This is a genomic window from Gordonibacter massiliensis (ex Traore et al. 2017) (assembly GCF_019731765.1).
Classification (GTDB): domain Bacteria; phylum Actinomycetota; class Coriobacteriia; order Coriobacteriales; family Eggerthellaceae; genus Gordonibacter; species Gordonibacter massiliensis.
Window position 1 is genome coordinate 521,237 of record NZ_JAASIO010000001.1, and the last position, 22,610, is coordinate 543,846.

At 64.1% G+C, this 22,610-nt stretch carries 21 protein-coding genes; 14 read left to right on the forward strand and 7 right to left on the reverse strand.

Features of this window, described 5'->3' with window-relative positions; genetic code table 11:
- Positions 1–123 precede the first annotated feature (123 nt).
- A complete protein-coding gene (locus HCH03_RS02170; RefSeq protein ID WP_221688166.1) occupies positions 124–2,226 on the forward strand; it encodes a bifunctional diguanylate cyclase/phosphodiesterase in 2,103 nt (700 codons plus the stop codon).
- A gap of 5 nt (positions 2,227–2,231) precedes the next feature.
- On the opposite strand, the gene HCH03_RS02175 is transcribed toward HCH03_RS02170, so the two are convergent.
- On the reverse strand, positions 2,232–3,557 hold the full coding sequence (locus HCH03_RS02175; RefSeq protein WP_221688167.1) for an aspartate aminotransferase family protein: 1,326 nt from the start codon (positions 3,555–3,557) through the stop codon (positions 2,232–2,234).
- Positions 3,558–3,810: 253 nt separating this feature from the next.
- Between HCH03_RS02175 and HCH03_RS02180 the strand changes: the two genes are divergently transcribed.
- The 3 genes from HCH03_RS02180 (at position 3,811) to HCH03_RS02190 (ending at position 7,433) form a co-directional block, all read left to right on the forward strand.
- Positions 3,811–5,082, forward strand: a complete 1,272-nt coding sequence (locus HCH03_RS02180; RefSeq protein ID WP_221688168.1) for a phosphotransferase enzyme family protein — start codon at positions 3,811–3,813, stop codon at positions 5,080–5,082.
- 79 nt (positions 5,083–5,161) lie between these two features.
- Positions 5,162–6,616, forward strand: a complete 1,455-nt coding sequence (eat, locus tag HCH03_RS02185) for an ethanolamine permease (RefSeq protein WP_221688169.1) — start codon at positions 5,162–5,164, stop codon at positions 6,614–6,616.
- A 148-nt stretch (positions 6,617–6,764) separates the two neighbouring features.
- Positions 6,765–7,433: an HAD family hydrolase gene (locus tag HCH03_RS02190; protein ID WP_221688170.1), complete on the forward strand. Its 669-nt coding sequence runs from the start codon at positions 6,765–6,767 to the stop codon at positions 7,431–7,433.
- Between the two features lie 46 nt (positions 7,434–7,479).
- Here HCH03_RS02190 and HCH03_RS02195 read toward each other — a convergent pair whose 3' ends face one another.
- The 4 genes from HCH03_RS02195 to metA form a co-directional block, all read right to left on the reverse strand.
- Positions 7,480–7,869, reverse strand: coding sequence for a type II toxin-antitoxin system death-on-curing family toxin (locus HCH03_RS02195; protein WP_185904110.1), 390 nt, complete (start codon positions 7,867–7,869; stop codon positions 7,480–7,482).
- The gene (locus HCH03_RS02200; RefSeq protein ID WP_185904111.1) at positions 7,866–8,096 is read right to left on the reverse strand and encodes a prevent-host-death protein; all 231 of its coding nucleotides are present in this window, start codon (positions 8,094–8,096) and stop codon (positions 7,866–7,868) included. The genes HCH03_RS02195 and HCH03_RS02200 overlap by 4 nt, the downstream gene beginning before the upstream one ends.
- A gap of 136 nt (positions 8,097–8,232) precedes the next feature.
- Complete coding sequence (locus HCH03_RS02205) at positions 8,233–8,445, reverse strand: hypothetical protein (RefSeq protein ID WP_185904112.1); 213 nt, start codon at positions 8,443–8,445, stop codon at positions 8,233–8,235.
- The gene (gene metA, locus HCH03_RS02210) at positions 8,438–9,403 is read right to left on the reverse strand and encodes a homoserine O-acetyltransferase MetA (RefSeq protein ID WP_221688171.1); all 966 of its coding nucleotides are present in this window, start codon (positions 9,401–9,403) and stop codon (positions 8,438–8,440) included. Before metA ends, HCH03_RS02205 begins: the two co-directional genes overlap by 8 nt.
- A 221-nt stretch (positions 9,404–9,624) precedes the next feature.
- Between metA and HCH03_RS02215 the strand changes: the two genes are divergently transcribed.
- A complete protein-coding gene (locus tag HCH03_RS02215; protein ID WP_221688172.1) occupies positions 9,625–10,905 on the forward strand; it encodes an O-acetylhomoserine aminocarboxypropyltransferase/cysteine synthase family protein in 1,281 nt (426 codons plus the stop codon).
- Between the two features lie 110 nt (positions 10,906–11,015).
- Complete coding sequence (locus HCH03_RS02220) at positions 11,016–11,312, forward strand: hypothetical protein (RefSeq protein ID WP_221688173.1); 297 nt, start codon at positions 11,016–11,018, stop codon at positions 11,310–11,312.
- 121 nt (positions 11,313–11,433) lie between these two features.
- On the opposite strand, the gene HCH03_RS02225 is transcribed toward HCH03_RS02220, so the two are convergent.
- Positions 11,434–12,591: a hypothetical protein gene (locus HCH03_RS02225; RefSeq protein WP_221688174.1), complete on the reverse strand. Its 1,158-nt coding sequence runs from the start codon at positions 12,589–12,591 to the stop codon at positions 11,434–11,436.
- A 140-nt stretch (positions 12,592–12,731) separates the two neighbouring features.
- Here HCH03_RS02225 and HCH03_RS02230 point away from each other — a divergent pair, with 140 nt between their 5' ends.
- The gene (locus HCH03_RS02230) at positions 12,732–13,010 is read left to right on the forward strand and encodes a homocitrate synthase (protein WP_221688175.1); all 279 of its coding nucleotides are present in this window, start codon (positions 12,732–12,734) and stop codon (positions 13,008–13,010) included.
- Between the two features lie 24 nt (positions 13,011–13,034).
- Here the strand turns inward: HCH03_RS02230 and HCH03_RS02235 are convergent, their stop codons facing one another.
- Positions 13,035–13,319: a prevent-host-death family protein gene (locus HCH03_RS02235; RefSeq protein WP_221688176.1), complete on the reverse strand. Its 285-nt coding sequence runs from the start codon at positions 13,317–13,319 to the stop codon at positions 13,035–13,037.
- A 235-nt stretch (positions 13,320–13,554) separates the two neighbouring features.
- Between HCH03_RS02235 and HCH03_RS02240 the strand changes: the two genes are divergently transcribed.
- The 7 genes from HCH03_RS02240 (at position 13,555) to HCH03_RS02270 (ending at position 22,513) form a co-directional block, all read left to right on the forward strand.
- Positions 13,555–15,291, forward strand: coding sequence for an ATP-binding protein (locus tag HCH03_RS02240; RefSeq protein WP_221688177.1), 1,737 nt, complete (start codon positions 13,555–13,557; stop codon positions 15,289–15,291).
- Complete coding sequence (locus HCH03_RS02245) at positions 15,269–15,985, forward strand: response regulator transcription factor (RefSeq protein WP_221688178.1); 717 nt, start codon at positions 15,269–15,271, stop codon at positions 15,983–15,985. Before HCH03_RS02240 ends, HCH03_RS02245 begins: the two co-directional genes overlap by 23 nt.
- Positions 15,986–16,156: 171 nt before the next feature.
- Positions 16,157–18,535, forward strand: a complete 2,379-nt coding sequence (locus HCH03_RS02250; RefSeq protein WP_221688179.1) for a DMSO/selenate family reductase complex A subunit — start codon at positions 16,157–16,159, stop codon at positions 18,533–18,535.
- A 13-nt stretch (positions 18,536–18,548) separates the two neighbouring features.
- On the forward strand, positions 18,549–19,130 hold the full coding sequence (locus HCH03_RS02255) for a DMSO/selenate family reductase complex B subunit (RefSeq protein ID WP_080144305.1): 582 nt from the start codon (positions 18,549–18,551) through the stop codon (positions 19,128–19,130).
- A 433-nt stretch (positions 19,131–19,563) separates the two neighbouring features.
- Positions 19,564–19,998 carry a 50S ribosomal protein L13 gene (rplM, locus tag HCH03_RS02260; protein WP_185904122.1) on the forward strand — a complete coding sequence of 145 codons (435 nt, stop codon included), beginning with the start codon at positions 19,564–19,566 and terminating at the stop codon, positions 19,996–19,998.
- Between the two features lie 3 nt (positions 19,999–20,001).
- Positions 20,002–20,394, forward strand: coding sequence for a 30S ribosomal protein S9 (rpsI, locus tag HCH03_RS02265; protein ID WP_185904123.1), 393 nt, complete (start codon positions 20,002–20,004; stop codon positions 20,392–20,394).
- 196 nt (positions 20,395–20,590) lie between these two features.
- Entirely contained in the window at positions 20,591–22,513 is a 1,923-nt protein-coding gene (locus tag HCH03_RS02270) for a sensor histidine kinase (RefSeq protein ID WP_221688180.1), read from the forward strand.
- Positions 22,514–22,610: the final 97 nt, after the last annotated feature.

Consider the following 22,610-nt stretch of genomic DNA (forward strand, 5'->3'; position numbering starts at 1 on the left):
ATCTGGCCGTATAGGTTGATTCGATGAGGCGATCCCGCTCCTTCGATTCCCCCCTCCTTCCTTCGGGGGGGGGGGGGTCTTTCAACGAGGTCGCACGCAACGTGCGGGAGCGAGGAAGCATCAATGGAAGGCGCAATCAATTCGATACTCTCGGGTTTGTCCGAATTGGTTTACCTGTGCGACGTCGAAACGTACGAACTCGTGTACCTCAATGAAACCGGCCAAAAAGCCTTCCATGCAAGCGAGGCGAAGGGCGAGCCTTGCTACCGCGTTCTGCAGGGCAGGGATGCGCCGTGTCCGTTCTGCACGAACGACAAGCTGGGTTTCGATTCGTTCTACGAGTGGGACACGACCAACGAGGTGACGGGCCGTCGTTACTTCCTGCGCGACAAGCTGCTGAACTTGGACGGGCGCACGCTGCGCCTGGAGATCGCGTTCGACGTGACTGGTCGGCAGAACGAAAAGGACCAGTTCAAGTTCCTTGCCGATGCCGGTGTGGTGGTTATCGACTGCATCAAGATCCTCGAGACCCAACCCGACCTGCCCAAAGCTCTCGATGAGACGTTGCGACGGCTGGGGACGTTCCTCGAGGCCGATCGGGCTTACATCTTCGAGGTGGAAGGCGATTCCATGTCGAACACGCACGAGTGGTGCGGGCTTGGCGTGGAACCACAGCTCCCCGACCTTCAGGACATGCCCCTCTCGCTCATCGATCATTGGTTGGCGCGCTTCGAGGCTGGCGAGGCCGTGCTCATCGACAGCGTGGCTGATTTGCCGGAAGACCGGCGCGATGAGCATGACGTGCTTGCGGCTCAGGGCATAAGCTCGCTTGCGGCCGTGCCCATCGAAATAGACGGACGGTTGGCGGGCTATCTCGGCGTCGACAATCCTTTGCATGGGAACCTCGGGATCATCGAGATGCCGCTTGTCGGGTTGGCGTACTTCACGTCGTCCAGTATGAAGCGCGCGTACGTGCAGAAGCAGCTTGAAACGCTCACGTGGAGCGACCCGCTGACCGGCACCCACTCTCGGGCCGCGTTCCACCGTGATTTCGACCGGGGCACGTTCGATCGCATCGGGTTCGCCTTGGTGGACGCCGACCGGCTGTCGGAGATCAACCGGGAGGAAGGGCGCCCTGCGGGCGACGAAATGCTTCGCCGCATCGGCTCTTGCCTGCGCGAGGTGTTCGGCGATGCCGTGTACCGCATCGGCGACGACGAGTTCTGCGCCGTGGCCATGCACATCGACTACGCGCGCTTTGCCGACCTCGCCGTTCGCGCAGCGCAGCTGTTCCTCGACGAAGGCATTCCGGCGTCGCTCGGCCCGGCATGGCACGAGCGGTGCGCGAACACCACGAGTCTGCTCGACTTGGCGGGCGACCGCATGCGCAGCGCGAAGCGCGGCCGGCATCGTGCGGTGGACCTGGGCGTCGACTTGGAGTCCGACGCGGCCGTGAGCAGCCTTCTGCGGCCGGGCGGTGCGCAGGAGGCTGCGGACAAGAACTTGCTGGATATCCATCTTATGCCGCAGTCTTCGAGCGAAACGGGCGAAATCGTCGGCGCCGAGGCGCTCATCCGCTATCGCGACAGCGAGCGCGGCATGCAGGCGCTTCCCTCGTCGTTCATCCCCGCCTTGGAGGACATGGGCGAGATCGCCGCCATCGACTTCTTCGCGCTGTCGAAGGCGTGCGAGACGGTGGCGCGCTGGCAGCGGGAGGGCAGGAAGGCGATCCCGCTCGCCGTGAACTTCTCACGCCGGACCATCGGAGACGAGGGGTTCGTCGAGCGCGTCGCCCAAGCGGTGGCGTCGCACGGTGTCGACCGGTCGTTTATCGAGATCGAGATCACCGAATCGGCCCGCGAGGAGGACAAGACGCTGTTGCGCACGGTGGCCGAGGGGCTGCGGGCCTTGGGGTTCCGGGTGGCCATCGACGACTTCGGAGTGGACAACGCCAACTTCCAGCTGTTCATCCAGTTGGGGTTCGATGTGCTGAAAATAGACAAGTCGCTCGTATGGGGGCTGGGCACCGAGGATCGCACCATGCAGGTGATCTGCGGGTTGGTGAACCTGTGCACGGGTCTGGGCATCGAGACGGTGGCCGAGGGCATCGAGACCGACGAGCAGTACCGCGCCCTGCGCGAGGCCGGGTGCACGCGCGCGCAGGGCTACCTCATCGGACGCCCCCAGCCCATCGGAGAGTTCGAGCGGGGGTTTCTGGACGTCTGACGCGGCTATCCGTTTCTCAGCGTGTCGCGCAGGGCGCTCATAAACCAGTCGACGTCGCTTTTGTCGAACACGAGCGGCGGGCGAATCTTCAGCACGTTGCCGAAGGGCCCGCATAGCGAGGTGAGCACGCGCCGCTCGCGCATGCCCTCGATGAGGCGCACGGCGGCAGGGTAGTCGGGGTCGGTGGTGCCGGGTGCCACCACGTCGGCTCCGATGAACAGTCCGGCGCCGCGCACATCGCCGATCTGCGGAAACTCGCGTGCGAGCGAGCGCAGCTCTTCGAGGAGGACGCCGCCTATGCGCCGCGCGTTGCCCATGGTGTCCTCTTCGCGCATCGCGTCGAGCGTGGCCTGGGCGGCCGCCATGGCCACGGGGCTGCCGGCGAACGTGTTGAAGTACGGGGAGCTTTGCGCGAAGGCGTCGAGCACGTCTTCGCGCGCGGCCACGGCCGAGCAGGCTATGCCGTTGGCCATGGGCTTTCCCATGGTCACGATATCGGGCACCACGTCGTGGCGCTCGAACCCCCAGAACGTGCCCGTGCGCGTGAACCCAGGCTGCACCTCGTCGGCGATGTACACGCCGCCCAGCTCGTGCACCGCTTCCACCACCGGCTTCAAGAATCCCGGTTTCCCGGGAAACACGCCGTCCGAGGAGAAGATGTCGTCGATGAGCAGGCCCGCGAACGCTATGCCGTGCCGCCGCATGTCGGCCGCCTGCTTGCGCACGTGCTCGGCCATCCAGGTGCCCAGGTCCTCGGTTCGCAGACGGTAGGTGTCGGGCGTGGGTATCATGCGCATGTCGACGGCCATGGGCTGCTCGTGCCCGATGGAGGGGGACAGCTTCGTGATGAGCTCGGTGTTGCCGTGGTAGGCCTCGCTCGTGACGATGATGCCCGTGCCGCCCGTGTACGCCCGCGCCACGCGCACGGCCAAATCGTTCGCTTCAGATCCTGAGAGCAGGAACATGACGCGGTTCAGCTCGCCGGGCATGGTGGAGAGCAGGTCCTCGGCGTAGTCGAGGATGCTCTCGTGCAGGTAGCGGGTGTGCGTGTTGATAAGGCCCAGTTGGCGCGACACGGCTTCCTGCACCGCAGGGTGGCTGTGCCCGAGGGACGGGATGTTGTTGTACACGTCGAGGTACTCCGTGCCATCGCCGTCGAACAGCCTGGTTCCTCTGCCGCGCACGAGGTTGAGCGGGTGGTGGTAGAACAGCCGGTAGCTGGGGCCGAGGATGGCGCGGCGCTCGGCCAGGCTGCGCGTGCGCTCGTCCAGATCGGCCATGTCCTCCGGTCTGAAACTGTTCGAATCCATAATGGTCGACGATGTGGTCATGACGGGTCTCCTTGGGCTCTCGACGGTCGATGGTTTGCAGGCGAAGTGTGCCATCCCCGTGTTTCGCCTGCGTTAATCCTTCCGTTTCGGCGCATAGGTTAAACCGAGGTTTCGCGGCTATTTCCCGTCGGTAAAAAAGCGCGTTCGGGTTTGTTTCGCCTCGTCATGAAGCCGGCCTTCGGCGTGTCCTTTGCTAGGGTGCGGGCATCACGGCAAAGCGGTTTCACGTCAACGGGCGATCGAGGAGGACTTCATGGCAACCATGGCGACGAAGATGCGGGCATGTGCGGAACCTGTGCGGCAGGGCGGGGGGCCGGTTGGCGAGGCCGGGTCGCCGCGCGTCGATCGATCGTGCGCTGAGGCGGCGGAACAAGCCGTCCAAGCGGCCGAGCGCACGCTGGCGATGGCGGCCGACGTGCAAGAAGCCGAGGCGCGGCAGACCGCGAGCGAGCGAACTCCCGGCCTGCGCATGCCGCCGCAGCTGCAGGCTACCGGGGGCGCCACGGGCTTGGCGGCGTTCGCGGCTTACAGCAAAGGGTCGCTGGCGCCGTGGTGGCTGTTTCAGGGCGTGTGCGACGCGTGGGGGTTCGACGTGTTCAGCACGGAGCTGCGCCTCATCACCGTGTCGGAGAACGCAACGTATTTGGTGGTATGCCGCGACAAGCCGTTCGGGGTGGTGCGCGTGTCGCAGCCGGGATACGTGGGCGGCCCCGTGGCGGTGGCCTCCGAGATCGCCTGGGTCGAGGCGCTGCACGCCGTGGAAGGGGTGAACGTGGTGGACGACGTCCCCACGGCGGCCGGGTTCAAGGTGGCCACGGTGTCCGACGGGTCGGGGACGGAATGGGCGTGCGTGTGCACCGGTTTCGTGGAGGGCGTGGTGCTTGAGGACTTGCCCGACCCCTCGTCGTTCTACCGCACCATCGGGCGCTGGGCGGCCCTGTTCCACGCCCACGCCCGCACGTGGCATAGGCCGGACGGGTTCGAGCGCTTCAACTGGGACCTCACCGACATGGTGGGCGAGCGCCCGCGCTGGGGGCGTTGGGAGGACAAGCAGCTTGCTCCGGGTGAGTTCGACCTGTTCAAACGCGCCGAAACGGCGGCTCTTCGCGTGATGGAACACGTGCCGCGCACGAGCAAGACCTGGGGTTTGATCCATGCCGACCTTCGTCCCTCGAACGTCATCGCGAGCGTCGACGGGTCGCTCACCGTCATCGACTTCGACGACTGCGGCTTCTCGTACTACCTCTACGACTACGCCGCGGCCCTCTCGTTCGTCGAGCACGAGCCGTACGCCCCCGCCATGGCGAAGGAGTGGGTGGCCGGCTATCGGGAGGTCGCGCCGTTGTCCGACGAGGACCTCGCCTGTGCGAGCGCGCTTTCGATGATCCGTCGTTTGCAGATGGTGGGTTGGACCACCAACCACTACGCCGACGCGCTGCCCGACGGCCTGTACGACGCGCAGGTGCCGGGCACCGTCTACTGCGCCGAGCGCTACCTGCAAAGCCCCACCTGGCTGATGGAATGACCAAGGCGACAGACTGGAAGCAACAACGGATTTATCCGAGCACATACCGACGGCGTTAATCATTTGAAGGAGGCATCATATGGCTGCTGCACGCGAGGCCGTCACCGTGCCCGCAAGCGCGGGAGCGGTGACGGCGGAAACGAACGACTACTTTGCAAAGCGCGCGCTGAAGAAAGGCTCGGCCGGCTGGCTTTTGCTGGCGGGCTTGGGCGTGTCCTACGTGATATCGGGAGACTTCTCCGGCTGGAACCTAGGCATGGCGCACGGCGGGTTCGGCGGCCTGCTCATCGCGTTCGCTGCCATGGGCATCATGTACGCGTGCATGGTGTTCGGCCTGGCCGAGATGTCCTCGGCGCTGCCCACGGCCGGCGCGGGCTACGGCTTCGCCCGGCGCGCCCTCGGCAAGCTGGGCGGCTACGCCACCGGCGTGGCCATCCTCATCGAGTACTCCATCGCCCCGGCCGCCATCTCGGTGTTCATCGGCGGGTACGTGGAGTCGCTCGGCCTGTTCCCGGGCTTGTCGCCCATCGTCGTCTACGGCGCTTGCTTCGTGCTGTTCATCGCCATCCACCTGATCGGCGTGGGCGAGGCGCTCAAGGTCATGTTCGCCATCACGGCTGTGGCCATCGTGGCGCTCATCGCGTTCGCGGCGGGCATGATCCCGCACTTCGACGCGGCGAACCTGTTCAACATAGCCGCCGACGGCTCAGCGGGTTCCAGCTCGTTTCTGCCGTTCGGCGTGAGCGGCGTGCTGGCAGCGCTGCCCTTCGGCATCTGGTTCTTCTTGGCCGTCGAGGGCGTTCCGCTGGCGGCCGAGGAGGCGAACGACCCGAAGAAGGACATGCCGAAGGGTATCATCGCAGCCGTGTCCGTGCTGGTGGTGACGGGGCTCACCGTGCTGCTGCTGTGCCCCGGCGGCGCGGGCGCCGCGCTCATGAGCGCGTCCGGCGCGCCGCTGCCCGACGCGTTGAACGCCGTGGGGGAGACCGGCTTGGCCACCTTCGTGAACTATGCGGGTTTGGCGGGCCTGGTGGCTTCGTTCTTCTCCATCGTCTTCGCCTATTCCCGCCAACTGTTCGCGCTGTCCCGCGCGGGGTACCTGCCGCGCTTCCTGTCCGTGACGAACGGGCGCAAGACGCCCACGTGGGCGCTGCTCGTGCCCGGCGGCATCGGGTTCGTGCTGGCCTCCGCGCTGCAGAACGGCGACATCCTCATCAACATCGCCGTGTTCGCCGCCGCCATCTCCTACGCGCTCATGAACCTGTCGCATATCGTGCTGCGCGTGAAGGAGCCGGATCTGGAGCGTCCGTACAAGACGCCGGGCGGCGTGGTGACCACGGGTATCGCGTTCGTCTTGTCCTGCGTGGCCGTGGTGGCGACGTTCTTCGTGGACGTGACGGCTGCCCTGTGCGCCGCCGGCGCGATGGCGTGCTTCGTGGCGTACTTCCTGCTGTACAGCCGCAAGCACCTGGTGGCGAACGCTCCGGAAGAGGAGTTCGCCTGCCTGGCCGCTGCGGAAAGCGAGCTGCGCTAGGGACTGTCGACGCCGGAGGGCTTGGTAAGCCTTCTGCAAAATCGGGCCGGCCGATCCTCGCGGCGCGGGATCATCTGATAAGCTGATGTGCGAGAGAAAACCCGTCGGGGGCCGAAGCGGCCCCCGACGTGCGCGAAAGGACTGCTGCATGGAAACATCCCGCATCGGCGTCATCTTCGATTGCGACGGCACGTTGCTCGACTCGATGGGCGTATGGCGCGAGGTGGAGGGGGAGCTCGCACGCCGCGCTGGCGTGACGTTGACTGCGGCCGATGTCGACGAGCTCACCACGCTCACCATTCCCGAATGCGGTGCGTTCTTCCACGAGCGGTACGGTTTGGGCGATTCGAGCGAGGCGGTGGTGCGCACGATCGACGAGCTGATGCTCGACTTCTACCGCACGCGCGCCGAGGCGCGACCCGGCGCGCTAACGTTCGCACGCCAGCTTGCCGAGCGGGGCGTGCGCCTGAGCGTGGCTTCGTCCAGCCCGCTGCCCTACCTGCAGGCAGGGCTCGCACGGTGCGGCTTCACGCCTTATTTGGACGCCATCGTCTCGGTGGACGACGTGGGGAAGTCGAAGCGCGAGTCGGCCGTGTACGACCGAGCCCGCGAGGCCATGGGCACGCCGTTGGCAACCACTTGGGGCGTCGAAGACTCGGTGTACGCCGTGCACACGCTGCGCAAAGCCGGCTACCGCACGCTCGGCATCTACGATTGCGACATTTCCGGCACCCCCGAGCAGCTGGAAGCAGCAGCCGACCGGTTCGTCGCAAGCTTCGAAGAACTGGATGCCGATACGTTTTTGAGCTGGAATTAGCAGACAAGGGGCGATTCGGCTTGAAGCGCCCCTTGTCTTGTTCCTGCTAGATTTGCTTCTCGATCCAAGCGACAAGCTCATCGAACCCCATGGTGCCGTCCGCGACGGCGATGACGACGTTGTAGAAGTCCTGAGTCCGGGGTTTGAACTTCACCCCGTTGCCGCGTAGGAACGCAATGATGAGGGCTGTTCCCGTTCGCTTGTTCCCGTCGGCGAAAGGGTGGTTCTTGATGATCCCATAGCCGTATCGGGCCGCTTTTTCCTGTGTGGAAGGATAAAGATCTTGCCCTCCGAAAGAGGCGAAAGGCTGAGCCAAAGCCGAATCAAGAAGCCCTTCGTCGCGAACTCCCGGCATTCCCCCGTTACGTTTCAGTTGGTCTTCATGGATTGCGAGCACGATATGCTTGGGTATGGGAGAAAGATCGCGCCCGCTCATTTCGACAGAGCCTCAAACAAATCACGGTACTCGTCCGCAGCTTTCAAGTATGCATCTAGATACATGGTTCCATTTTCGCCGTCTGAGGCATTGTCGTCGATGGGAACGATTTTCACATAGGGTTTGCTTCCCTTGATAACGGTTACCTCGATGTTGTCCTCATACACGCGCTTTGCAATGGTCGGAAATTGCGCGCGGGCTTCCGATGCCTTGACTGTGAGGGGCATGGCGATTCCTCCTCTCGATTCTCCGATTTCAATTATGCTTAAATTATAGCATGAAAATCAGCTGAAAATTGTGCAGTTTTCGAGAAAAAAGTGGCGGCAGCGGCCGTTCCCGCCTCACCTGCCCTCTAGGACGGCTTCAATCCCAGGGATTGCTCTCGAACAGGGGATCGGGGTCGGCCGGGCGGTCGGAGTAGGGATCGTAGCCGTCATCGTCTTCCGCCTCGGGGCGGATGAAGGGGTCGTCGGCTTTCGCATCTTCTGCCGTGCGCCCGCGCGACCGCTCGCCCTCGCCGGCAGCTGGCACGGGCGTGGTCACGGGGCGCACGGTGTAGCGCGGCTTGCTATTCATGTGCGATGCCTTCCGCACGGAGTACGTCGGCCTCCGCTTCCTCGCCCATGCTGTCCAAGTCGTACGGCGTGGTCTGGTACACGTAGTAGTTCAGCCAGTTCGTGTAGAGCAGCTGGGCATGGGCGCGCCAGGTGGCGCGCGGTTTTTGCGCGGGGTCGTCGTTCGGGAAGTAGTGGCGCGGCAGGGGCATGTCCAAGCCCTTCGCGATGTCGCGGTCGTATTCCGCCATGAGCGTGTCGGCGTCGTACTCTGGGTGGCCGAATACGAAGAAATGGCGGCTGTCGGTGCTCTTGGCCAGGTAGACGCCGGCTTCGTCGGACACGGCGATAAGCTCCAGATCGGGGTGCGCCTCGATGTCCTCGGCGTGCACCTCGGTGTAGCGCGAATGGGGTGCCATGAAGAAGTCGTTGAAACCGCGCACGAGCGGCGAGGAGGGCTTCACCACCTCGTGCTCGAACACGCCGAACAGCTTGGTGGGCAGCTCGTACTTGGGAATGCCGTAATGGTAGTAGATGCCCGCCTGCGCGCCCCAGCAGATATGAAGCGTGGAATGCACGTTCGTGGCCGACCAGTCCATGATGGCCGCCAACTCGTCCCAATAGTCCACGTCCTCGAAGTCCAGCAGCTCGACGGGCGCGCCGGTGATGATCATGCCGTCGAAGCGCTCGCCTTTGATCTCGTCGAACGTGGTGTAGAAGGTTTCCAGATGCTGCTCGGACACGTTCTTGGCCTCGTGGCTGGCCGTTTGCATGAGGTCTATCTCTATCTGCAGCGGCGTGTTCGAGAGCTTGCGCATGATCTGCGTCTCGGTGACGATCTTCGTGGGCATGAGGTTCAGCAGCACGAGCTTCAGCGGGCGGATGTCCTGGTGCATGGCCCGGTACTCGGTCATGACGAAGATGTTCTCGCCTTCCAAGATATCGGTGGCGGGCAGGGAGTCGGGGATTCTGATGGGCATGGCGGCTCCTTCTGTTCTCGTGTGGCGCAAACGTTTGTTCTCGCGCCTCGCGCGTTCCATTGTACGGCAAAAGACGTTCGGATGCCGCCGAAAGCGTTTGCCCGATTATAGTAAAAATCGATCATGAGTTATCAGAAAGACGGCGCTACCGAACGCGAACACCCGGCGGCTATAATGATGCGGACACAAGACCACCCAACCTGCGCGAACGAGGAGCCCCCATGAGCGAGAGCATCGGCACCACCTGCGTCCAAGGCGGTTACCGCCCCGGAGACGGCGATCCCCGGCAGATTCCCATCTACCAGTCAACCACCTGGAAGTTCGATTCGAGCGAGCACATGGGCCGCCTGTTCGATTTGGAGGAGGCGGGCTACTTCTACACGCGCCTGTCCAACCCCACGAACGACTTCGTGGCTGCAAAGATCGCCGAGCTCGAGGGCGGCACGGCGGGCATGCTCACGTCGTCGGGCCAGGCGGCGAACTTCTTCGCCGTGTTCAACATCGCGGGCTGCGGCGACCATGTGGTGGCGTCGTCGGCCATCTACGGTGGCACGTACAACCTGTTCGCCGTGACCATGAAGCGCATGGGGGTGGAGTTCACGTTCGTCGCCCCCGATTGCACGAACGAGGAGCTGGAGGCCGCGTTCCGCCCGAACACGAAGGCCGTGTTCGGCGAGACCATCGCCAATCCCGCGCTCACGGTGCTCGACATCGAGCGGTTCGCCGCCGCGGCGCACGCGCACGGGGTGCCGCTCATCGTGGACAACACGTTCCCCACGCCGGTGAATTGCCGTCCCGTCGAATGGGGCGCCGACATCGTCACGCACTCCACCACGAAGTACATGGACGGCCACGGCGCCAGCGTGGGCGGGTGCATCGTGGATGCCGGTCGTTTCGATTGGTTCGCGCATGCTGACAAGTTTCCGGGCCTCACCACGCCCGACGAGAGCTACCACGGCGTGGTGTACGCCGAGCGCTTCGGTTTGGGGGGTGCATTCATTACGAAGGCCACGGCCCAGCTCATGCGTGATTTCGGCTGCTCCCAGTCGCCGCAGAGCGCGTTTCTCATCAACATGGGGCTGGAAAGCCTGCACCTGCGCATGGCTCAGCACAACAAGAACGGCCTGGCGCTCGCGCAGCATCTGGCGGCGCATCCGAAGGTGGCGTGGGTTCGCTATCCCGGCTTGCCGGGCGATACGCAGTTCGAGCTGGCACGGAAGTACCTGCCGGGCGGCGCGAGCGGCGTGGTGAGCTTCGGCGTGGCCGGCGGGCGCGCGGCGGCCGAGACGTTCATGGCGAGCCTCAAGCTCGCGCAGATCGCCACCCACGTGGCCGACGCGCGCACGTGCGTGCTGCACCCGGCCAACGCCACGCACCGCCAGATGAACGACGACGAGCTGGCCGCCGCCGGCATCACGCCCGACCTCGTGCGCCTATCGTGCGGCATCGAGGCCACCGAGGATCTCGTGGCCGACGTGGACCAGGCGCTCGCGGCGGTGTAACCAAGGGCGAACGTCAATGATTATTTGATCGAAAATCGTCTGCGCATCGTTTTTGCGCGAGTGGTTATACTGCTTGCTGTCAGATAGTTCGGCGACAAGGAGAGCGAGCCATGGACATGCAGACGATCGTCGATCAAGTCGTGGAAGCGTTGCGCGAGGCGCCGGAGAAAGCGCAGGAGGTCATGGCCGATCCGGCAGGTGCCGTCGAGCAGATCACGGGGCATCGGCTCGAAGCGGACGATTTGGCTTCGGTTGCGCAGGGCGTGCTCGCGAAGATTGGCGAAGAGGGCGGCGAGCTTCAGGAGAAGCTGGCCGGCTTGGGCGACTCCATCGGCGAGACGGTCTCGTCGTTCCTCGGCAACAACGAAACGTTCGGCAACCTGCTGGACAACATTTTCAAGAAGTAGCCGTTCCTCATTCGAATTCGCATACGTTCCGGCTTGGTGCCACGTGGACGAAGGGGAAGAACGCGAGGGAGGGCCCATGCGGGCCCTCCCTCGCGTTCGCAGATGTCAGAGCTGCAAGATACTACGCCGCCTTGGGCAGCTGTTCTTCGGCGTTCTCGCCCGCGTCTTTCTCATCCGGCGCGTCCTGGCTCATGCCGGTCTCGTCGCCTCCCACTTTGATGACGTTCGCGAGCGCTGCGGCGACCGCCTCGGGATCGGCCTTCGAGAGCACGTCGGTGCCGTTCTCCACCGTGCAGCCCGAGCAACCGCGCGTGCGCTTCGCGTCGATGGCGTCCTGCACGGTGCCGGAGTAGATGGTGCCGGAATTCTTGATGTACTGGCAATCGGGGTTGAAGTGGTACACCTCGCCGAACGGCGTCCAGTAGGCCAGCCCGTCGTCGGATAGCACGGCCGCGCCGGCCTCGGCCTGGTCGAGGTCTTCCTGCGTGGCCGGATGGTAGTCGACGCCGCTCGCTACGGCGGCTATCAGCGCCACGGCCGCCACGATGGTGCCCACGCGCTTCGTGCCCTTGTCCAAATCCTTGTTCGTCAGCATGAGCAGGATGATGGGCGCGAACGCGATAGCCGCGATGATGACGCCCAGATCGGTTTGCACCCAGTACGCTACCTTGTTCTCCTTGGATGCGGGCGCCACGTGATTCGCGTGCTTCCACAACTGCGAGCCGGCCACCACCAGCACCAGGTCGGCAACCAGGAAGATGACGAGCCAGGTGGAAGCCGCCGGGCCCGGCAGAAACAACGTGCCGTTCATCACGAGGACGGCCAAAACCTCGCATACCAGGCCCAGCACCCACAGCACGATCGCGCCGATGCGGAAGGGAAGCGCCGAGCTCTTGCGGGCTGCGTGCATCTCGTCGCGCACGGCCTTGTTGGCCTCGGCACCCGAGCCGCCCTGATGGGGATGCGCAATGGTCTCGCCGGTCTTGGCGTCGACGAACGTGCGCTCCTTCGGCTCTTTTTTGGCAGGTGCTGCAGCGGCCTTGGGTTCGCTCGAGGCCTCGGGCTTCGCTTCTTCAGGTTTCGCCTTGGCTGCGGCTTCTGGTTCCGCTTCCCCCGCGGGCTGCGGATCGGCCGCCGTCTCGGGTTTCGCCTTCGATTTCGGTTCCGCTTTCGGCTTCTCGTCTTTGGCGGAAGGCTCCGCTTCGCTCTTGGCCTTCGACGCGGCCTTTGCGGGCTTCTTTGTCTCTGCGGCCTCGTCGTCGCTTTTCTTCGTTGCCATGTGCCCCCGTCTCCTTGCGGTTCAATATCTAGTTGAGCTGGGTCTTTGCCTGTGTGCCAGCGTGCTCCCCATTATAATTCCCGGAAGGAGAGGGCAGGTTTTCCCTGCTTGGGTACAAAAATATATTGAAAGAGGAAGCCATGGACGTGCAGGAGATCGTGGGTCAGTTGATGAAGTCGGCTGCGGAGAATCCCGAGAGCCTCAAGCAGTTCGGCGTCGATCCAGCCGCCGCCATCAAGGGCGCCACGGGCCTCGACTTGAGCGAGGAGGAAGTGACCGACGTGGTGAAGGCCGTCGAACCGCTGCTGGAGGGCAAGGAGCTCAACCTGGACGCCGTCATGAGAGCAGCCGGCGATTTCCTGGGCAACGACCCCGGCGCGCTCCTCGGCAAACTGGGCGGTCTCTTCGGCGGCAAGTAGTTAGCCTGCCATTCGAATATCGCATCATAGTTCGTCGTCAGCCAGCCTTTCGGCTACCCTTTTGCGAATTTCAACCTTCGCCTCTTCGGCCGTGTACGTTTGGGGGTGTCGTTTGTTGTGCTCGATGGCCTCGTCGATCATGAGCCCCACGTACTGGTCGTAGTCGAACGTCGCCGCATCGATGACCACGAGGGAGGCGCGGCCGTTCTTCGTCAGATAGATGGGCTGGCCGGTCTCTTTCGCCAGGGCCTCGATGCCGTTGTAGTCCCTGCGGATGTCGGTCGAAGAGCGAATGATGGGTGCTGCCATGCTGGTCTCCTTACGCGCGTATGCTACTTTAAGCATATTATAATATGCTTAAAGTAGCATACAAATATGTTTTAGAACAGTTTTTCCATTTCCGCTCGAAAAGCAATGCTGTCAATCGGAAAAGCGACAGAGCCTCGCATCTTTATGTAACGCTTTACCGTAGGCGACCCCCTTTCGCTCCTTCGAAATCGCTCCGATATGTTATGGTTGCGGCGCAAGGGGGAAGGGGCGCGTTTTGCTGCACGGAAAGCTCAAGTACAAGTTGGCGATACCCACCGTCATCATCATCGTGCTGCTCATGGCGTTGAACCTTACGTGGTCGTACACCTCGCAACGCGAGCAGGCCCAGGTGGCCATGCGCGAGCAGGCCAGCATGCTCACGCGGCAGCTGAACGCCATGTGGGATTTCATGGCCATCAACCAGGACCGCATCAACTACGATGCAGATGGCAACTACGACTTCAAGGGCCTGCACTGCTCCATCGTGGGCCTGAGCGTGAGCGGCCGCTTCTCGCAAGAGACCGATTACAAGATCCGCTACGTCAGCGACAGCCCGCGCAACTCCGCGCACGCCACCGACCCATTCGAAACGCAGGTCATGGAGCGCTTCCGCGAAGACCCGGAACTGGTCGAGTACGACGAGATGAGCGAATTCGACGGGCAGAGCTCGCTGCGCTACCTCACGCCGCTGCGCATAGACGCAAGCTGCATTTCCTGCCATGGCAGCCCGGCCGGCGAGAAGGACGTGACCGGGTACGCGAAGGAGGGCCTCGAACGGGGGGACCTGTACGGGGTCATCAGCGTGGTCGTGCCGTCGGAGATTTACGACGAGAGCATCGCGCAGAACGTCATGCGGGAGGGCTTGCTGTTCTTCGCGCTCATCGTGGCATGCGTGGTGTCCGTGTACTTCTTCGTTAACCGGTTCGTCACGGCTCCGCTCGAACGGCTGAAGAACGCCGTGCGCGTGACCGACGAGGGCCGCTTCGCCGTGGACGTGAAGGACGTGCGCGGCGACGGCGAGGTGCACGACCTCGCCGCGTACTTCGACACGATGAGCTCCGAGCTGAACACGCTGTACGACGACCTCGAAAGCCAGGTGGAGCTGCGCGCCGGCCAGCTGGTGCTGGCGAACGAGGAGCTGATCCGCCAGCGCGAACAGCTGGAATCCATGAACGAGCGTCTGTTCGAGGAGAGCCGCTACAAGTCCGACTTCCTAGCCATGATGAGCCACGAGTTGCGCACGCCGCTCACCTCGGTCATCGCGTTCACGGAAATACTGCAGGCGGAAGAGGCCGATGCGCAGGGCAACCGCGCGCGCATCCTCGGCGAGATTCGGCAGAACGCCGCCATCCTGCTCAGCCGCATCAACAACATTCTCGACGTCGCGCGTCTCGAGGCGGGCAAAAGCGAGCTCGACCTGCAACTGTTGGATGTGGCCGACGTGGTGAACAGCGTGGAGGCCGCGCTCGAGCCGTTGGCGAACGCCAAGCGCATCGCGCTTGCGGTGGAGGTCGCGCGCGACGTGCCGCTCATCACGGCGGATCCCGACAAGGCCCGCCGCATCGTGGAGAACCTGGCGGGCAACGCCGTGAAGTTCACACCGGAGGGCGGCCACATCTCCATCAGCGCGCTGTTCGATCGGGAGACCGACCGGGTGCTCGTGAGGGTGGAGGACGACGGCATCGGCATCGCGCCCGAGGACGTGCCGGTCATCTTCGACAAGTTCACGCAGGGCGACGCCTCCGCCTCGCGGCGTTACAACGGCAGCGGCCTGGGACTCTCGCTCGCACGCGAGCTGGCCGAGCTGCACGGGGGCACCATCGAGGTGCGCAGCGTTGCGGGAAAGGGCAGCACGTTCACGGCGGCGTTTCCGGTGCGGGCGAACAAGGCAGGGGCGACGGACGACGGGAAAGGTGCCGACGAAGGCGCAGGGGGAGAGGAGAGGGCGGATGGCTCGCATACTGCTGGCTGACGACGAGGAGAGCATGAAAAACGTGGTGGAGCACATCGTGGTGCAAGGCGGCCACGAGTTCCTGTACGCGAAGAACGGTGCGGACGCGCTGGCGCTGTTCGCCGATCGCGCGCCCGACCTCGTCATCCTCGACGTCATGATGCCCGACGTGAACGGTTTCGACGCGTGCGACGCTATTCGCCGTCGCGATCAGGACGTGCCTGTGATGTTCCTGTCGGCCAAAGGCGACATCGTCGACAAGAGCATGGGCTTCAAGATGGGTTGCGACGACTACCTGGTTAAACCGTTCAGCCCCGCCGAACTGGCGCTGCGCATCGAGGCGCTGCTCCGCCGCCGCGACCATGCGCGGCCGGATGCCGCAGCGAAGCGCTCGACCATCGAGGCGGGCGATCTGGTGCTCGACTTGGGCAGCTACGAGGCGGTGAAAGCCGGACGTCCGTTGGATCTGACGGCCAAGGAGTTCGAGATACTTTCCTTCATGGCCCAGCATCCCGGTCAGGTGTTCACGCGCGACCAGCTTTTCGAGAACGTATGGGGCGAAGACGTCGTCAGCGACGCGAACACCATCACCGTGTTCATCCGCAAGATTCGCGAGAAGGTGGAAGACGACCCTTCGAAGCCGCGCTACGTGCTCACCGTATGGGGCGTGGGGTATAAATTTGCCGCCTTTTCCATCGCTCATCAGGGACGGTAATACTTCAGTAATACTTTGGTAAGGGAAAAATAAGCTGCCGTCACAAAGAGCGTAACATTTCGCGCGTACCATCGACGGCAAGGACGAGGGGGCGCAGCCGGCAGGGGGACTGCTCGACGTGCGCGCTCCCCGCGTGCGAGGGAACCAATCTACGATGGGGGAGGATGACGTATGCAGAAAACCGGATTGTCACGACGGTCGTTCTTGGCGCTTTCGGGCGCCGTGGGCGCGAGCGCGCTCATGTTCGGCGGCTGCGCGCCCAAGGGCGAGCAAGAGGCGAAGAAGGGCGATTCCGCATCGTCCGCCGACGACGGCACACAGGTGGTCAACACGTGCTCGACGTTCGACTGCGGCGGCAAGTGCCTGATCAAGGCGCACATGAAGGACGGCGCCATCGCGCGCATCGACACGCGCGGCGTGTACGAGGACGACGAGGCGAACCCCTGCCTGAAGGCATGCGTGCGCGGCCGCTCGTATCGCAAGTGGCAGTACCATCCCGACCGCCTGCAGCATCCCATGAAGCGCGTGGGCAAGCGCGGCGAGAACAAGTTCGAGCAGATCAGCTGGGACGAGGCCATCGAATTCATCGTGAGCGAGAACGAGCGCCTGCTGAAAGAGTACGGCCCGCTCACCCGCTACATCAACATCGGCACGGGCGACACCGGCGGCACCATCGTGCGTGCGAACCTCGCCGCGCGGTTCTGCGACGCCACCGGCGGCCACGTGGGCAACTACAACTCGGTGTCCATGGGCAACACGGGCACGGCCACCCCGTATATGTTCGGCGTTGCGTCGTCCGGCAGCAGCCTGCCCAGCCTGAAGGACACGAAGCTGGTCATTCTGTGGGGGCACAACCCCGCCGAGACGATCTTCGGCCTGTCGAACTACTACTTCCGCCAGATGAAGGAGAACGGCTGCAAGTTCATCGTCATCGACCCGCGCAACTCGAACACCGCGATCGAGCTGGCCGACGAGTGGATTCCCATCCTGCCCACCACCGACAACGCGCTCATGGACGCCATGGCGTACGTCATCGTGACGGAGGGGTTGCACGACCAGAAGTTCCTGGACACGTTCGTGGTCGGCTTCGACGAGGAGCACCTGCCCGAGGGCGTGGAGGCGAACCAGTCCTACCAGGCGTACCTGACCGGCGCGGCCGACGGTGTTGAGAAGACGCCCGAATGGGCCGAGCCCATCTGCAAGGTGCCGGCCGACACCATCCGCCGCATCGCGCGGGAGTACGCCACCACGAAGCCCGCGGCGCTCATCGAGGGCTGGGGCCCGCAGCGCCACGTGTGCGGCGAACGCACGGCGTTGGGCGGCGGCATGCTGGCGTGCCTAACGGGCAACGTGGGCGTCGAAGGCGGTTGGGCCGGCGCGTACAACGGCTTCACGCGCAAGAGCCCCGTGGGCATGGCCCCCTTGCCCGACAGCGTCGATTTCAAGACGGTGAGCGTTCCCATGTCGTCCGGCTGGATCGACGCCATCGACGACTACACCACCATGACCAAGGAGACCGGCCTCACGGGTGCCGACAAGCTGGAGTACCCGGTGAAGATGCTCTGGAACATCGCGAGCGACTTCATGATGGCGTCGAACCCTGACATCAACCGCGTGCGCGCCATCTTGGAAGACGAGAGCAAGGTCGAGTGCATCATCACGTCCGACGTGCTCATGACGCCCACGGCGCAGTGGTCCGACATCGTCTTGCCGGCCTGCACGTGCTTCGAGCGCTGGAACGTGGGCGCCACGTGGAACAACGGCGACTACTTCATTCTGTCCCAGAAACTGTGCGAGCCTTTGGGCGAAGCGCGCTCCGAGTACGACTGGCTCACCGAGTGCGCCGACCGCATGGGCGTGAAAGACGTGTTCACCGGCGGCAAGACCGAAGAGGAGTGGGTGCGCTACATCGTCGAGGAAACGGCGAAGAAGTACCCCGAGGACGACCTGCCCGACTTCGACACCATGGTGAAAGAGGGCGTCGCCTACTTCAAGAAGGAAGAGCCCCGCGTGGCCTTCCAGAAGCAGATCGAGGACCCGAAGAACAATCCGTTCGAAACGGACTCGGGCAAGATCGAGCTGTTCTCGAAGAAGCTCTACGACATGAAGAACCCCGACATCCCCGCCACGCCGCATTACGTTCCCGTGGCCGAGGGGCCGGGAGGAGAGCTCGCGGCCGCCTATCCGCTCCAGCTCATCGGATGGAAGACGAAGGCGCGCGACAACTCCAGCTACTTCACGCATCCGTGGCTCGTGCAGACGCAGGACACCGAGCTGTGGATCAACCCCATCGACGCCGAAGCGCGCGGCATTGCCGACGGCGACGAGGTGAAGGTGCTGAACGACCGCGGCGCCATGAAGATTCCAGCGAAGGTGACCACCCGTATCGTGCCCGGCTGCGTGGCCGCGCCTACCGGCTCCTGGTACAGCCCCGACGCCGAGGGCGTCGACCAGAACGGTTGCGTGAACGTGCTCACCTCGTCGGCGCGCACATCGATGACGCACGGCAACACGCAGCACACCAACCTTGTCGAAGTCGCGAAGCTCTAGGAGGGGACGAGCCATGACCCAATACGGATTCCATATGCGCCAAGATCTGTGCACGGGCTGCCATGCCTGCCAGATGGCCTGCAAAGACGAGAAGAACCTCGACGACGCGCGGCTGTTCCGCCACGTGTTCGAGACGGAGGGCGGCGCGTTCTCGGCCGCCGGGAGCGGTTACGTGCACGATGCGTTCGCGTTCTACACGTCCATGTCATGCAATCACTGCGAGCGCCCCGCCTGCCTGGGCGTGTGCCCGGCGGGCGCCATCGCCAAGGACGAGAAAACCGGCATCGTCACGTACGACGGCGAGCTCTGCATCGGCTGCAAGTACTGCGAGCAGGCGTGCCCGTACGGCGCGCCCCAGTACGACGAGGTGGCCGGCAAGATGACGAAGTGCGACCTCTGCGCCGATCGCGTGGCGGCGGGAGAGCTGCCGGTGTGCGTGGCGGCCTGCCCGTTCAACGCGCTCGAGTTCGGCGAGCTCGACGACTTGCGCGCGAAGTACGGCGATGCGGTGACCACCCTCGGCCTTCCCGAGGACACCACCGGCCCCAGCATCGTCATCACCCCGCACGCCACGAATGCAACCTCGGCAGCGTAGCGCCGCCGGCGTTTCCCTTCCAACAACCCTTCCCTCCCATCGGCCCCGCAAGCACCACGCGGGGCCGACCTGGTTTCGGTCGCGCATCGCATGCGCAAAACTTCTGCAGATCGCGCGCATCGTGGGGGAAATTCGTTGACTTTGTGAACTTTCCCGGCATACAATGCAAAGGTTCGCTTTCAAAAGCCCCGTGCATGCAGCGAAAACGGAAACGCAGACAAAGGAGTCCAGGCCTTACGTCGCGTGTCAGCGTAGGAACCTGACGTCCGTCTCACCTGCACTTTTGAAAACCGACGCGCCGTTTCCGCACCATGGACGCCAACCGATGAGGCTCGACCTCGAGGGGAATCGCCCGGACGCGTGGAGAGCGGTAATCCCGGCGGGCGCGTTTGCGCGCGCACGGCGGAATGCAAGATTATTGGAGGAAGCAGAAGTGAAGACGTATTACGCGAAGCCCAACGAAGTTGAGCGCGAATGGGTCTTGATCGACGCCACGGACCAGGTTCTGGGCCGCGTCGCCGTGAAGGCCGCGCAAATCCTCAAGGGCAAGCACAAGCCGCAGTACACCCCGCATGTCGACACCGGCGACTTCGTCGTCATCATCAACGCGGACAAGATCCGCGTGACGGGCAACAAGGCCGACGACAAGCGTTACTACCGCCACAGCGGTTTCCCCGGCGGCTTGAAGTCCGAGACCTTCAACGAGGCCATGGCCAAGCACCCCGAGCGCGTGATCGAGCATGCCGTGAAGGGCATGCTGCCGAAGAACACGCTGGGTCGCGCCATGGGCAAGAAGCTCAAGGTCTACGTTGGTGCGGAACATCCGCACATGGCTCAGCAGCCCCGCGAGATTAAGATGGAGGGTTAAACAATGGCAGGTGAAGCTTTGTACTACGGCACCGGCCGTCGTAAGAACGCCGTCGCTCGCGTGCGTCTCGTTCCCGGCACCGGCAAGGTTACGGTCAACGGCCGCGAGGCTCTGCAGTACTTCGGCCGCCAGGCTCTGGTGGACTACGCCAAGACGCCGTTCAAGGTGACCGACACGATGGACCACTTCGACGTCATCGCCCGCATCGACGGCGGCGGCATCTCGGGTCAGTCCGGCGCTCTGCGCCACGGCATCGCCCGCGCGCTGCTCGCGGCTGGCGACTACCGCGCCGAGCTGAAGAAGGCCGGTTACCTCACGCGTGACGCCCGTATGGTGGAGCGCAAGAAGTACGGCCTGAAGAAGGCCCGCAAGCGCCCGCAGTTCAGCAAGCGCTAAGCCGAACAAGGCAATCGCTCGGCTCTTCAGCCCGCTTCCGAAAGGAGGCGGGCTATTTTCTTTTTCTGCCTCTTTGTCGGACGCGGTTGGTGCGGGTTTGCTGTGTTCCGCTCCGTAGAATGCACTTGCTATCGGGCGCCTTGCGCCTGCATGACGGATAGGCCCACCAAGCGGCGCATCGTGCCGGGCGGGTTGGATGGCGAGGGGTGCGGATCTGGAAAAGCGAGGGGCACAAGCGCAGGACGAGCCGCATCGTCCATCGGCCGTCGCGGCGAAACGCGACGATGCGCTCGCGCGCGCGATAGCCGTTTTGGTGTCGCTTGTGGTCGTGGAATCGATAGCGGCCCTCGCGGGCTCGTGGCGCGGCGATGCCGGCAATCCGGCGTTCGACGGCACCGTGGGCGAGGTGACCATGCTCTCGATAGACGGGACGTACCGCATCGGCGACGGGGAGTGGCGACCAGTCGACGGCCCCTCGTTCGAAGCCGCGCTCGTGGGGGTGCAGTCGGTGACGGTGTGCGGCCGGCTGTCCCATGCCGTGCCGGAAGGCGAGCGCGTGAACCTGCGCTTGAGCAGCACGTCGTGCGTCATCCGAGTGAACGGGATGGAGGCGTTCTCGTTCGACGGCCGCAGCGGTACGGACCCGGCCAGCGAGCCCATGCTGGGTTGGGTGGGCTTCACGTCTCCCGGCATAACCGAAGGCGACCAGGTGGAAGTGGAGCTGCGCAGCGCCTCGCGGTGGAGCTCGCTCGGGGATTACGAGCTCACGTTCCGCACGCTGAACGCCGGTGATGCGGACTCCCTGCGCAGGGCCATGACGCAGCTGTTCTTCCCGATGCTCGCGTGCGGTGCGGCCGTGCTGTGCGCCGGCGTCGTGCTGCTTTTGGTGGCGAGCCTGGGACATCTCGTCGGCGTGCCCAAAGAGCGGGGCGGCATGCTGTTCGCCGTCTACGTGCTGTTGGGCGGCGTGTGGATATTCTTCTGCTTCGACTATGTCACGCTGTTCATTCCCCATCCGCAGTTCACGGCTACCGTTAGCCTGCTGGCGCAAGATGCGATGCCGCTCGCTCTCGTCGGATACGTGATCCAACGATCGGCCGGCACGTTGCGGAGGTTCGCCCGGGTCGTGCTCGCCGCGATGGCGGCCGTCGAGGCGACGGCGATAGCGTTGCGTGTCGCCGGGGTTTGCTCGCTGTTCGACGCGAACATACTCATCGTAACGTTGTTCGTGACGGCTGAGGTCGCCGTGGTGGGCGCGTTCGCGTTCCGCGCTGTTCGGTCAAGCAATCGGGAGATGCGGGAAGCGGCCGTTGTCGTGCTGCCATGCACGGTGGGATCGCTGTTCGAGGCGCTTTCGTTCCTTGTGTGGGGCGTGTCGACGGGGTTCGCGTTGACGGCGGGCATCGCGGTGTCGGCGGCCTTCCGCTTCGTGGCTCTGTATGCATACGCACGCAAGCAGGTCGAGCTTGCCGAGCGGGCTCGCCGCGCCGAGCAGGAGCTCGTCCAGTCGCGCGTGGCCATCGCGCTTTCGCAGATACAGCCCCACTTCCTGTACAACGCGCTCGCCACCATCCAATACCTCTGCACCGAGGATCCGCCGCTCGCGGCGCGCACAGTGGACGATTTCGCACGCTATCTGCGCGGCAACATGGACTCGCTCACGAATGACCGGCCCATCCCGTTCGCGCGCGAGTTGGAGCACCTTCGCCATTACGTGGCCATTGAGCAGCTCCGTTTTCCGCATATCGACGTTGAGTTCGATGTGGAGGAAGAACAATTCCTGTTGCCGGCGCTCACTGTGCAACCGCTGGTGGAGAACGCCGTTCGGCACGGTTTGCGCAATCGCGCGCAAGACGGGACGGTGACGGTGTCGACGCGTTCCGGCGAAGGATGCTTTTTGGTGTGTGTGAGCGACAACGGAATGGGGTTCGAGCGCGCTTTGGATGCGCCCGACATCGCCGATGCGCCCCAAGACTTCGCTGCGCGCCTCGATCCGGTCCGCAGTCATATCGGGCTGTCGAACGTGGCGTTTCGCGTGCGGTCGTTGTGCGGCGGCTCCGTGTCGCTGCGCAGCCGGCCCGGCGAAGGGTGCCGTGTGACCGTGACGATCCCGCGATAGCCCGTTTTGCGGGCGAAGCGGCATCGTGCGCGTTTGTTTTCCGCTCGCGTCCAGCCCCGTGCGGATTTATTCCTGCGCGCGTCCGGCTCCATGCATG